Annotated in this window: 13 protein-coding genes; 12 read left to right on the top strand and 1 reads right to left on the bottom strand. The window is 69.0% G+C overall.

Going from position 1 to position 11,854, the window contains the following annotated elements; all coding sequences use genetic code 11:
* The first annotated feature begins 306 nt into the window (after positions 1-306).
* From ML01_RS28750 to ML01_RS13335, 3 genes are all read left to right on the top strand, one after another.
* Positions 307-546 (top strand): hypothetical protein, encoded by a 240-nt coding sequence (locus ML01_RS28750; RefSeq protein WP_156427710.1) that lies wholly within the window; start codon positions 307-309, stop codon positions 544-546.
* A gap of 80 nt (positions 547-626) precedes the next feature.
* The gene (locus tag ML01_RS13340; RefSeq protein ID WP_058555891.1) at positions 627-1,727 is read left to right on the top strand and encodes an anthranilate phosphoribosyltransferase; all 1,101 of its coding nucleotides are present in this window, start codon (positions 627-629) and stop codon (positions 1,725-1,727) included.
* A 10-nt stretch (positions 1,728-1,737) separates the two neighbouring features.
* Entirely contained in the window at positions 1,738-2,058 is a 321-nt protein-coding gene (locus tag ML01_RS13335; protein ID WP_058555901.1) for a non-heme iron oxygenase ferredoxin subunit, read from the top strand.
* Positions 2,059-2,361: 303 nt separating this feature from the next.
* Here ML01_RS13335 and ML01_RS13330 read toward each other — a convergent pair whose 3' ends face one another.
* Positions 2,362-2,991 carry a DUF2726 domain-containing protein gene (locus ML01_RS13330; protein ID WP_058555890.1) on the bottom strand — a complete coding sequence of 210 codons (630 nt, stop codon included), beginning with the start codon at positions 2,989-2,991 and terminating at the stop codon, positions 2,362-2,364.
* A gap of 708 nt (positions 2,992-3,699) precedes the next feature.
* Between ML01_RS13330 and ccmA the strand changes: the two genes are divergently transcribed.
* The 9 genes from ccmA to ccmI all read left to right on the top strand — a co-directional run bounded on the left by ccmA (position 3,700) and on the right by ccmI (position 11,823).
* On the top strand, positions 3,700-4,329 hold the full coding sequence (gene ccmA, locus ML01_RS13325) for a cytochrome c biogenesis heme-transporting ATPase CcmA (RefSeq protein ID WP_058555889.1): 630 nt from the start codon (positions 3,700-3,702) through the stop codon (positions 4,327-4,329).
* Between the two features lie 30 nt (positions 4,330-4,359).
* Positions 4,360-5,031, top strand: coding sequence for a heme exporter protein CcmB (gene ccmB / locus ML01_RS13320; protein WP_058555888.1), 672 nt, complete (start codon positions 4,360-4,362; stop codon positions 5,029-5,031).
* Between the two features lie 112 nt (positions 5,032-5,143).
* Positions 5,144-5,962: a cytochrome c biogenesis protein CcsA gene (ccsA, locus tag ML01_RS13315; protein ID WP_082674247.1), complete on the top strand. Its 819-nt coding sequence runs from the start codon at positions 5,144-5,146 to the stop codon at positions 5,960-5,962.
* On the top strand, positions 5,962-6,144 hold the full coding sequence (gene ccmD / locus ML01_RS13310) for a heme exporter protein CcmD (protein WP_058555887.1): 183 nt from the start codon (positions 5,962-5,964) through the stop codon (positions 6,142-6,144). Before ccsA ends, ccmD begins: the two co-directional genes overlap by 1 nt.
* Positions 6,141-6,626 (top strand): cytochrome c maturation protein CcmE, encoded by a 486-nt coding sequence (gene ccmE, locus ML01_RS13305; protein ID WP_058555886.1) that lies wholly within the window; start codon positions 6,141-6,143, stop codon positions 6,624-6,626. The genes ccmD and ccmE overlap by 4 nt, the downstream gene beginning before the upstream one ends.
* 13 nt (positions 6,627-6,639) lie before the next feature.
* Positions 6,640-8,640 carry a heme lyase CcmF/NrfE family subunit gene (locus ML01_RS13300; RefSeq protein WP_058555885.1) on the top strand — a complete coding sequence of 667 codons (2,001 nt, stop codon included), beginning with the start codon at positions 6,640-6,642 and terminating at the stop codon, positions 8,638-8,640.
* A 22-nt stretch (positions 8,641-8,662) separates the two neighbouring features.
* Positions 8,663-9,202 (top strand): DsbE family thiol:disulfide interchange protein, encoded by a 540-nt coding sequence (locus ML01_RS13295; RefSeq protein WP_058555900.1) that lies wholly within the window; start codon positions 8,663-8,665, stop codon positions 9,200-9,202.
* 661 nt (positions 9,203-9,863) lie between these two features.
* Positions 9,864-10,358, top strand: coding sequence for a cytochrome c-type biogenesis protein (locus ML01_RS13290; protein WP_058555884.1), 495 nt, complete (start codon positions 9,864-9,866; stop codon positions 10,356-10,358).
* A 34-nt stretch (positions 10,359-10,392) separates the two neighbouring features.
* The gene (gene ccmI / locus ML01_RS13285; RefSeq protein WP_058555883.1) at positions 10,393-11,823 is read left to right on the top strand and encodes a c-type cytochrome biogenesis protein CcmI; all 1,431 of its coding nucleotides are present in this window, start codon (positions 10,393-10,395) and stop codon (positions 11,821-11,823) included.
* Positions 11,824-11,854 lie beyond the last annotated feature (31 nt).

Raw genomic sequence — 11,854 nt, 5'->3', positions numbered from 1 at the left:
GTCCATGCCGCGCCGCCGGGAGGACGACTGCGCATGTGCCCTCTTATCGGCCCAGACGCCGCCGACGCGGCATCGAGCCGCGTCGGCGCCGAGCCGGCTGGAAAGCCGGCGATCCCGGTCAGCGCCAGCGCCGAGCCGGCTGGAAAGCCGGCGGTCCCGGCCAGCGCCAGCGCCGAGCCGGCTCGGACTGGGACCGCCGGCTTTCAGCCGGCTTCGCGTGCCGGGGGCTCGATGCCCCCGGCGCGCGATCTGCGGCGCGGGCCCCGGGCGGTTGTCCATGCCGCGCCGCCGGGCGGACGACTGCGCATGTGCCCTCTTATCGGCTCAGACGCCGCCGACGCGGCATCGAGCCGCGCCGGCGCCGAGCCGGCTGGAAAGCCGGCGATCCCGGTCTGCGTCGGCGGCGAGCCGGCTGGAAAGCCGGCGGTCCCGGTCAGTCGCGTCGGCGCCGAGCCGGCTGGAAAGCCGGCGGTCCCAGTGAGCCGCGCCGGCGGCGAGCCGGCTGGAAAGCCGGCGATCCCGGAGCCGCTCCCACGGGCGGCTTGAAGCGCCGCCCAATGACCCCGACTTGCGCGAGGCATTGAGCGCACCAGCGCCAACCTCCAACCAGCAGGCATTCAGACGCGATGAACGACATCCAACGCACCATGCGCTCCATCATCCAGCGCATTGCCACCGGCCCCGAGCTCTCCAAGGACATCGCGCTGGAGGAGGCGCGCCTCGGCATGCAGGCCATCCTCGACGTCGAGGTGGACCCGGTGCAGGCCGGCATCTTCCTGATTGCACTGCGCATGAAGCGGGAGACCGACGACGAGCAACGCGGTGTGCTGGACGCGGTGCGCGACGCGACCCAGCACGTCGTCGCCGATGTCGATGAGGTCGTGGACATCGCCGACCCCTACGACGGCTACAACCGCTGCCTGCCGGCCTCGCCGTTCCTCGCGCCCGTGCTCGCCGAGTGCGGCGTGCCGGCCGTGAGCCACGGGGTCGATGCCGTGGGGCCCAAGTTCGGCGTCACGCATCGCCACGTGCTCGCCGCCGCCGGCCTGCCGGTGGACTTGTCGCCGACGGAGGCCGCGGCGCGCATTGCTGATCCGGCCATCGGCTGGAGCTACCTGGACCAGCGCGCCTTCGCGCCGAAGCTGCACGATTTGGTGGGTCTGCGCGGCACCATCGTCAAGCGCCAGGTCATCACGACCGTCGAGGTGCTGGCGCGGCCCATCCATGGCCGCAAGAAGACGCATCTTGTCACCGGCTACGTGCACAAGCCCTATCCGCGCATCTATGCCCTGCTCGCGCGCCATGCCGGCTTCGAGTCGGCGCTCTTGGTGCGCGGCGTGGAGGGCGGCGTGGTGCCGTCGCTGCGCCAGGCGGGCGTCTGCTTCAACTACCAGCACTTGGGTGAGGAGCAGTCCTTCGACATCGACCCGACCGCCCTCGGCATCGAGCAGAACGTGCGCGCCGTGCCACTGCCCGATGACCTGCCAACCACCAGCCGCCCCGGCGACGAGATCGCCGTGGCCGTGGACGTTCCGGCAACGGCCAAAGCCGCAGCGCAGGCCGGCATGGCCGCACTGGAGGGGAGCCGCGGGCCGACCTACGACAGCCTGGTGTTCGCCGGCGCCTTGATCCTCTGGCACCTGGGCCGCGAGCAGACCCTGCAGGCCGGCGCCGACCGCATGCGCGCCGCGCTGGACTCCGGCGCCGCCGCGCGGCGGCTGCGCTGAGGTGGCGGACATGACTGATCTCGTGGACGTCGGCGCCGCCGCCGACATCGCCCCCGGCAAGTTCGTCACCGCCAAGGTGGCGGGCAAGAGCTACATCATCGCCCGCGTCGAGGACCGCTACTACGCGGTGGCGGACAACTGCACGCACGAGGACTATCCGCTGTCCTACGGCTGCCTGGACGGCGCCTACATCAAGTGCTCCCTGCACGGCTCCTGGTTCAGCCTGGAGACGGGCGCGCCGCAGGAGCCGCCCGCCGACGAGCCCATCGCTACCTTCAGGCTGGAGGTGCGCGACGGGCGACTGCTGCTGGACCCGTCCACCAGCCCCTGAGGAGACAGCGTGGGAGCGGCTTCAGCCGCGACCGGCCAAAGCCCCTGTGGGAGCGGCTTTAGCCGCGACCGGCCGGAGCGTCGCGGCTAAAGCCGCTCCCACGGCATTGCTCTTGTAGCGTCGCGGCCAAAGCCGCTCCCACGGGGCGTGCTGGAGCCGCTCTTGTGGCGTCGCGGCTAAAGCCGCTCCCACGGGGCGTGCTGGCGCCGCTCTTGTGGCGTCGCGGCTAAAGCCGCTCCCACGGTGCGTGCTGGAGCCGCTCTCGCGGCGTCGCGGCTAAAGCCGCTCCCACGGGGACGGCGCTCAGCGTCGCCCGGCGACGCGGCGGCCGTTGACGCCGTCCGGCTCCTGCATGGCGGCGGCGAGCTCGGCGAGCAAGGACTCCTCGTCGTCGGCGATGGCGTCTGACTCCGACGTCGGCGTCACGCGCACGTCGGCGCTCGCGATGGCGGCGAGCAGATCCCGGCGGATCGCGGACAGCTCGTAGCCGTCCTTCAGCTCCAACTGCACCAGCGGCAGTCCGGCATCGGCGCAGGCCTCGGCCAGAAACGCCTTCTCGCGCCGCCGTCGCCGGCGGGGCTCAGGGGCATCGGCGAGCACGCCGCATAGCGGATGCCCATCCGCCGTCGAGCAGACCAAAAAGTCGAAGCTCCGCCCGGCCAGCGCCCGCTCTGCGGCCCGCCGGGTCCGCCGCCGCAGCGCCGCATCCCCGCACAGCACGTGGCCCGCCGCCACCCGCACAAAAACGCGGAAGTCCCGCCCCACCGCTTCTTCGATGGCGGCGAGACATAGCCACTCCTGCAAGTTCAGGAAGCCGTCGCGGCGCTGATAGGCGAGCACCCGCCGCGGCCCGCCGAGCAGGCTCACGAATCGGAACAAAATGCTTGCCGCCACCAAACCGGCGGCGAAGACCATGATGTAAAAGGGCTCCAAGGCGGTGCTCTCCTTAAGCTGCGGCGCCCGCAGCCGAGCGGACCCACGCGAACCAAGACCAAACTCGGCATTCTAACCCGCTGCGGGACTTGGCAAAGCCCCCAAGCGGTAGGTCGACTTCGCCCCCCTGGGTATGCCGACCTCAGTCGGCCTCCGGGAATGGCCGACACTCGCCCTTCCAACCGGCATTCACAACATCGCCTTGGACAGCGCCCCGCATTCGGTAGACTGAGGTCACCACCCCAAAGAGCCGATTCAGACCGGCGTACCCACGCCAAGCCGGTTGAAACCGGCGCGCCCAGGAGCGGGCCGGTTGAAACCGGCGTCCCTAGCGCCGCAGAGCCTCAAACCAACCCGCGCACGGAGCGCTTTCTTGCGCAATCCGGTCGCCGGTGCAAGTGAACCAAGGGCCAAGGGCCAAGGGCCGAGGCGGGCTCCCTCGGCCCTTGGCCCTTGGCCCTCGGCCCTTGGCCCTCGGCCCTCGGCCCTCGGCCCTTTTGCCCGCAAGCGCCGCGTGGTCTTGAAACTAGACTCATCTGCAAGCATCCGCCGATCTACGAGTCGGCCGGTCAAAACAGGCGCATCCGGAAACCGGCAAATCCGGTGCGCTTGTGACCGCGGCGGTGAGGCTGTATCGTCGCGTCCCTTTGCCGCCGGGTCGCTGCCGCCGCGCCCCGCCCCCCACCGCCCACGGAAAGTCCCAGCCCCATGCTCGAGGTCCTGGACCTGTCCTGCCGCCGCGGCGACCGCCTGCTGTTCAGCGGCCTCGGCTTCGAGCTGCCGGCGCACACGCTGCTGCACGTGCGCGGGCGCAACGGCAGCGGCAAGACGACGCTGCTGCGGGCGCTGTGCGGGCTGCTGCAGCCCGATGCCGGCGTCATCCGCTGGCGCGGCGAGCCCGTCACGGAGCTCGGCGACGACTTCAACCGGGAGCTGCTCTACTTCGGCCACCTCAACGGCATCAAGGCGGATCTCACGGGCCTTGAGAACCTGCGCGTCGCGGCGACGCTGGATCAGGACCCGGTGACGGATGCCGTCATCATCGCGGCGCTGGCGCAGATCGGGCTCGCGGGCTTCGAGGACCTGCCGACGCGCATGCTCTCCCAGGGGCAAAAAAAGCGCGTGGCACTCGCGCGCTTGATCTTGAGCAAGGCGCCGCTGTGGATTCTGGACGAGCCTTTCACGGCGCTGGACACCGACGCCGTCGCCCTGCTGGAAGCACTCATTGCCGGGCAAGTGGCGAGCGGCGGCGCCGTCGTGCTCACCACCCACCAGGAAGTGGCGCTGACCCAAGGCGAGATCCGCCGCCTGGACCTGGGTCCGGCGGCGCCGCAGTAACCCTGCCGCCAAGCGTTCCCCGCCACCGCCATGCTGAAGGTCTTTTGGTGCATCCTGACTCGCGACATCACGCTCGCGCTGCGCCGCCGCACCGATGTGCTGACGACGCTGTTCTTCTTCGTCATCGTGGTGAGCCTGTTTCCGCTCGGCGTCGGCAGCGAGCGCGAGCTGCTGCGCCTGCTGGGGCCGGGCGTGGTCTGGGTCGCGGCGCTGTTGGCCTCCATGCTGGCCCTGGAGCGGCTCTTCGCCGCCGACTACGACGACGGCACGCTGGAGCAGCTCCTGCTCGCGGGGCAGCCGCTGTCGCTGCTGGTGCTGGCCAAGGTGGTCGCGCACTGGTTGCTGACCGGGCTGCCGCTGGTGGTCATCGCGCCGCTGATGGCGATGCAGTATTCGCTGGAGCCCATCGCCATCCTGGTCATGATGGCGGCGCTCGCGCTGGGCACGCCGGTGCTGAGCCTGCTCGGGGCCATCGGCGCGGCGCTGACGCTCGGGCTGCGCGGCGGCGGCATCTTGTTGTCGTTGTTGATCCTGCCGCTGTACATCCCGGTACTGGTGTACGGGGCCGGTGCGGTGTCGGTCAGCGTCGTGGAAATCGCCGACACACAGCCCTATTTCTCCTTGCTTGGGGCCTTCCTGGTGGCCGCCCTGATCCTCGCGCCGCCCGCGTCCGCGGCGGCGCTGCGGATTTCCATGGAGTGAGCCTTTCCCATCGCATTTCCCGAAGCATCGCGCGGTCTTTGCCGATGCCGCGCACATTCGCGCCGCTGCGACCCCGGCCCCCTCGGTGCTACACTGCCGCGCTCAGAACGCCATGAAGATCAACTGGTTCAAATACGCCTCCCCGGCCAGCTTCTATCCCCTAGCGGGCCAGCTCGTGCCCAAGTTCGCCGCCGTTGCCGCGGTGCTGGTGCTGATCGGGCTCTACGTCGGCTTCTTTCATACCGCCGACCAGCTCGGCGGCAGCAATCCGCAGAAGGAGTACTACCGGATCATCTTCGTCCACGTGCCCACGGCCTGGATGTCGATGTGGCTGTATCTGGTGCTCGCGGGCTGGTCGGCCATCGGGCTCGTGTTCAACACGCGGCTGTCCTTCATGATGGCCAACGCGGTGGCGCCCACCGGCGCGATCTTCACCTTCCTCGCGCTCTGGACCGGCGCGCTCTGGGGCCGGCCGAGCTGGGGCACCTACTGGGACTGGGACCCGCGGCTGACCTCCGAGCTGATCCTGTTCTTTTTGTATATCGGCTACATGGCGCTGCACTCGGCCATCGACGACAGCCGTCGTGCAGATCGCGCCGCCGCGCTCCTCGCCATCGTCGGCGTCGTGATGCTGCCGATCATCTACTGGTCCATCAACTGCCCTGACCCGAACAACTGCGCCGCCCTGCACCAGCGCTCCGACCCCGGCAGCATCCATGCGTCCATCCTGATCCCAATGCTGCTCATCACCCTCGGGTTCTGGTCGTACTCCTTCGCCACGGCCTTCATGCGCCTGCGGGACATCATTCTGACCCGCGAGGCCGACAGCGCCTGGGTGCGCGACATGCTGCTTGAAGCGCGCGCCGACACCGGCGGCGGCAGCGGCACCAGCAGCGGCGTGCCGGCCGGCGCCGGGCGGGGGGCAGTCTGATGCAGGACTTTCTGGGCCAGGGCGGCTTCGCCTTCTATGTCTGGAGCGCCTTCGGCATGACCTTCGGTCTGCTGCTCGCCGAGGTGCTCGTGCTGCGGCGCCATCACCGAACCATTTTGCAACGCGTGGGTCGATTGGTCCGACTGCGCAAGCAGAACCAGCCACCGGGAGAGCCAAAATGAAAGCAAGACAGAAACGCTTGGTGTTCGTCGGCATCGCCGTGCTCGGCGTCGGCGTGGCCGCGTCGATGGCGCTCAGCGCGTTGCAGAGCAACATCGCCTACTTCTTCAGCCCGAGCCAGGTGCACGCCGGCGAGCACCCCGCGGACGCCGTGTTCCGCGTCGGCGGCCTCGTCGTCACCGACACCCTGCGGCGCGAGGGCGACGGGCTCACGGTGCGCTTCGATGTCACCGACAACGCCAAGATCGTCCCCGTGAGCTACACGGGCATCCTGCCGGACCTCTTCGGCGAGGGTCAGGGCGTCGTCGCCAGGGGCCGCATCGGCACCGACGGCGTTTTCTATGCAGAGGACGTACTCGCCAAGCACGACGAGTCCTACATGCCGCCAGAGGTCCAGGACACGCTGCACACCGCGCACGCCGACGGCGTCGTGGAAACCGCCGCCCCGTCGGCCAAGCCCGCCACCATGACCGTAACCCAGTGAAGGTGACGACCACATGATCCCGGAGCTCGGACACTTCGCACTGATTCTGGCGCTGCTGCTCGCCCTCGTGCAGTCGGCCTTTCCGCTGGCGGGCTCGTTGTCCGGCAACCGCGCCTGGATGACCATGGCCCGGCCGCTCGCCTACGGCCAGCTCACGCTGCTCACCATCGCCTTCGCGGCCCTGGTGCAGGCGTTCCTGACCAGCGACTTCTCGGTGCTGTACGTGGCCCAGCACTCCAATACGCTGCTGCCCGACATCTACAAGGTCTCCGCCGTCTGGGGCGGCCACGAGGGCTCGCTGCTCCTGTGGGTGCTGTTCATGGCGGCCTGGGGCGCGGCGGTGGCAGCGTTCAGCCAGAACCTGCCGCTCGCCATGATCGCGCGGGTCATTTCCGTGCAGGGCATGATCACCATCGGCTTTCTGCTGTTCATGCTGCTCACGTCCAACCCCTTCGAGCGGCTGTTCCCGGTGCCGCCCGAGGGCCAAGACCTGAACCCGCTGCTGCAGGACTTCGGCCTCGCCATCCATCCGCCCATGCTCTACATGGGCTATGTCGGCTTCTCGGTGGCCTTCTCCTTCGCCGTCGCGGCGCTCATCGGCGGGCGGCTCGACGCCGCCTGGGCGCGCTGGTCGCGGCCCTGGACCACGGTCGCCTGGGCGTTCCTCACCATCGGCATCATGCTCGGCTCCTGGTGGGCCTACTACGAGCTCGGCTGGGGCGGCTGGTGGTTCTGGGACCCGGTCGAGAACGCCTCGCTGATGCCCTGGCTGGTGGGCACCGCGCTGATCCATTCGCTCGCGGTCACGGAGAAGCGCGCCGCGTTCAAGAGCTGGACCGTGCTGCTCGCCATTTGCGCCTTCTCGCTCAGCCTGCTCGGTACCTTCCTGGTGCGCTCCGGTGTGCTGACCTCGGTGCACGCCTTCGCGACCGACCCGGCGCGCGGGCTGTTCATCCTGATCTTCCTGTGCATCGTCGTCGGCGGCTCGCTGGCGCTCTATGCCTGGCGCGCGCCGGAGGTGTCGGACGGCGGGCGGTTCGACCTGCTGTCGCGCGAATCGGCCCTGCTCGGCAACAACCTGCTGTTCGTCGCCTTTACCGTGCTGGTGCTGTTCGGCACCCTAGCGCCGCTGGTCTACGAGGCCTTCAACTGGGGCAAGATCTCCGTCGGCTTCCCGTGGTTCAACAAGATGTTCCTGGCGCTGGCGCCCTTCCTCGCCGTGGTGCTGGGCCTGGGGCCGGCGCTGCGCTGGAAACACGATGAGCCCCTGCGCGTGCTCCGAAGCCTGTGGTGGGCACTGGGCTTGAGCATCGCGGTGCTGGCGCTGGCCGCGACGCCGATGTTCGACGACGGCGGCCTGTGGGTGCCGGTGGGTCTCGCGCTCGCGGCCTGGGTCACGCTCTCGCACATCGCCATCGTGCGCGAACGGCTCAAGCACAAGGGCGGCCTCACCAACGTCCGACAGGCGCTGATGGCAGACCTGCGCGGCAGCGGCCGGAGCTTCTACGGCATGGTCACCGCGCACGTGGGTGTTGCGGTGTTCGTGGTCGGCGTCACCATGGTGTCCAGCTACAACATGGAGGTGGACGTGCGCATGGGCCCCGGGGACTCCCACGAGATCGCCGGCTACCGCTTCGAGTTCATGGGCGCAGACCAGGTGCCGGGGCCGAACTACATCGCCCAGCGCGGCGAGTTCCACGTCTACCGCGGCAAGCGCGAGGTCGCCCACCTGTTCCCCGAGAAGCGCGCCTATCTCGGCGGCGGCATGCCGATGACCGAGGCGGCCATCGATGCCGGATTCTTCCGCGACATCTACGTCTCCTTGGGCGAGCCCGTGGGCACCGACGGCGACTGGGCGCTCCGGCTCTACTACAAGCCGTTCGTGCGCTGGATCTGGCTTGGCGCCATCCTGATGGCCCTGGGTGGCTCGCTCGCCGTGTCCGATCCGCGCTATCGCCTGGCCCGTGCCGGCGCGCGCAAGCCCGCGGCGGACAGCGCCGCGGCCGCGGCCTGAGCGGGGGCAAGCTGCCATGGCCATGCCCAAGTCCGCGCGCTATCTGACGCCGCTCATCGTCTTCGGCGCGCTCGTCCTGCTGTTGGTGTGGGGCCTCGGCAATGATCCGCGCGAAGTCCCCTCCCCGCTCATCGGCAAGCCAGTGCCGGCGTTCAGCCTGCCGGCGCTCGGCGACCCGAGCCGCACCGTGTCGGATGCCGACCTTAGGGGCACCATCTCGCTGGTCAACGTCTGGGCCTCCTGGTGCGTGTCCTGCCGGGCCGAGCACCAGGCGCTGATGGTGCTCTCGGAGCTGCCGGACTTCCAGATCGTCGGCCTCAACTGGAAGGACGAGGCCGCCGATGCACTGGAGGTGTTGGCCATGACCGGCAACCCCTACGACCTGAACGGCTACGACCCGGACAACAGTGTCGGCATCCACTGGGGCGTCTACGGCGCGCCCGAGACCTTCGTCGTGGACCACCAGGGCATCATCCGCTACAAGCACATCGGGCCCATCGACAGGACCGTCTGGGAAAAGAAGCTTCAGCCGTTGGTGGCCAAGCTGCAAGCAGAAGGATGAGAAGAAAGTTTGAAGTGTGAAGTGTGAAGTTTGAAATCCGGGGATGGGAACAATGTGCGTAGTGCGACGAAGAAAGTGCGTAGTGCAGACGAAGAAAGTGCGCAGTGCGTAGTGCGAAGTGCGGGGGTACCGGCTGAGGCGCCCACATGGGCTGCGGAGCTCGAACCGCCGCCCCTGCGACTGGCTCCCGCGCTCAGTAGGAAGTACGGAGTTCGGAGTACGGAGTACGGGGGTACCGCTCGAGACGCCCCACATGGGCCGCGACGCTCTCTCCGCCGCGGCGCATGCAAGAAGAGGTGCCAACGCGCTCCGTACTCCGACTTCTTGAATCCGGGCACTTCTTAAGCGCGGGAGATAGCGCAATCGCAGCCACCAACGTACACCGTACTCCATACTTCTTATCCCGTACTCCGTACTCCTTAACTCCGGACTCCGCACTATCAAGCGCGGGAGATAGCGCAATCGCAGGCACCAACGTACTCCGTACTCCGTACTCCGTACCTCTTCCGTACTCCGTACTCCGTACTCCGTACTTCTTCCGTACTCCGTACTCCGTACTTCTTCCGTACTCCGTACTCCGTACTTCTTCCGTACTCCGTACTCCGTACCTCTTCCGTACTCCGTACTCCGTACCTCTTCCGTACTCCGTACTTCTTACCCCATGATCAAGACCATCCTCGCCGCCGCGCTGATCATCTTCGCCGCCGCCGCCGCCCAGGCCTACACCCTGGAAGAGTTCCAGTTCGACAGCCCGGCGCAGGAGACCGAGTTCCGCGACCTCATTGGCAAGCTTCGCTGCCTGGTGTGCCAGAACGAATCCCTGGCGGGCTCCCAGGCCGAGCTGGCGCAGGACCTGCGCAACGAGGTCTACCGCATGATGCGCGCGGGCCAATCCAAGGACGAGATCCTGGACTTTCTGGTGGACCGCTACGGCGACTTCGTGCTTTACGATCCGCCCCTCAAGCCGTCCACCTATCTGCTCTGGTTCGGCCCCTTCATCATCATCGGCATCGCCGCGTTCTTCATGCTGCGGTCGGTGTTGAGCCGCAAGCCGGCGCCCGAAGGTGACATCTCCCCCGAGGAGCGCGCCCGCCTGCAAGCCCTGCTCGACGACTCGGCGGCGCCCGACACCGCCGAGCCCCGCCAGCCCACCTGACAAGACCACCTGACAAGACCACCACACGGACACCATGACCATTTTCTGGATCCTCGCCGCCGGGCTCATGCTCCTGGCGGTGCTCTTCGTGGCCGCGCCGCTGCTCGGCAGCCGCAGAGCTGCGGCCACCGACGCCGACATCGACCAGGACCGCGTCAACCTTGATCTGTTCAAGCAACAGCTCGCGGAGCTCGATGCCGACCTCGCCGCCGGCAAGCTGGAGCGCACCCAATACGAGTCCGCACGCCGCGACCTCGAACGCGAGCTGCTGCGCGACACCGCAAGCCTCGGCCCCAACGACCCCAAGCCCGGCGCCGATGTGAAGCTGCCGGGGCCGCTGCTCACCGCCGCCGCGCTCGTGTTCGCCATACCGGCGATGGCCATGCTGCTGTACTGGGGCCTCGGCGCCAGCCACCTGATCCCGCAACTGGAGCTTGCCGGGGCCGGCGGCGGCCAGCAGCACGCCGGAGCGGCCGGCATGCCGTCGCTCGACATACTGGTGCAGCGCCTCGAAGAACGCCTCGCGGAGCGCCCCGACGACGGCGAGGGCTGGACCATGCTCGGGCGGACCTACTTCGCCATGCGCCGCACCGAAGACGCCGAGCAAGCCTTCGCGCGCGCGCACGAGCTGCTGCCGGACGACGTCGCCGTCACCCTCGCCTACGCCGAGAGCATCGCCGCCAATCAACAGAGCAGCCTGGAGGGCAAGCCCGCCGAGCTGATCAGCGCGGCCCTTGCGGCGGACCCCGAGAACGCCACGGCGCGCTGGCTCGCCGGCATGGTCGCCTTCGAGCGCGGGCAGTACCAGGCCGCCGCCACGGCCTGGAAGCGCGTGCTGGCGCAGGTGGACCCGGCCAGCGAAGACGCCGCCGAGCTCAAGCAGCTCATCGATCAGGCCGAGCAGCGCGCCGGCGTGCCCCTGGAGATGCGCCTCGCCGCCAACGCGAACGCCGGCGCGGCCAAGGCGCCGGCGGAGGCAGCAGAGCCCGCGCCCGCAGACCGTGCGCGTGCCAACGACACCGCGCCCGCGGCAGCACCGGCGCCAACAGCCGAGCCCGCACCTGCCCCGCCCGCCGTCAGTGCGCCCGCGACGCCGCCCGAGCAACCGGCCGCTGCATCCGCCGGCATCGACGTCACCGTCGCGCTCGCGCCGGGGCTCACCGGACGCCTGCCGCCCCAGACATCGGTGTTCGTCTTCGCCCGCGCCGCGGCCGGCCCGCCGATGCCGCTCGCCGTACAGCGGCTCACCGTCGCCGACCTGCCCGCCACCGTGCATCTCGACGACAGCATGGCTATGATGCCCGAGATGAGCCTGTCGGCCTTCCCGCAAGTGGTGGTCGGAGCACGCGTCTCGCCCAGCGGCCAGGCCATGCCGCAGCCCGGCGACCTGGAAGGCCAGACCGGCCCGATCTCCGGCACCGCCGCCGGCACCGTCAGCGTCACCATCGACCGCATCCGGCCCTGACGAAAGTTTGAAGGGTGAAGGGTGAAGGGTG

It is taken from the genome of Thiohalocapsa sp. ML1, assembly GCF_001469165.1.
Lineage (GTDB): Bacteria > Pseudomonadota > Gammaproteobacteria > Chromatiales > Chromatiaceae > Thiohalocapsa.
Note: the sequence above shows the minus strand (reverse complement) of the source record. Positions and strands in the feature narration are given on the sequence as shown.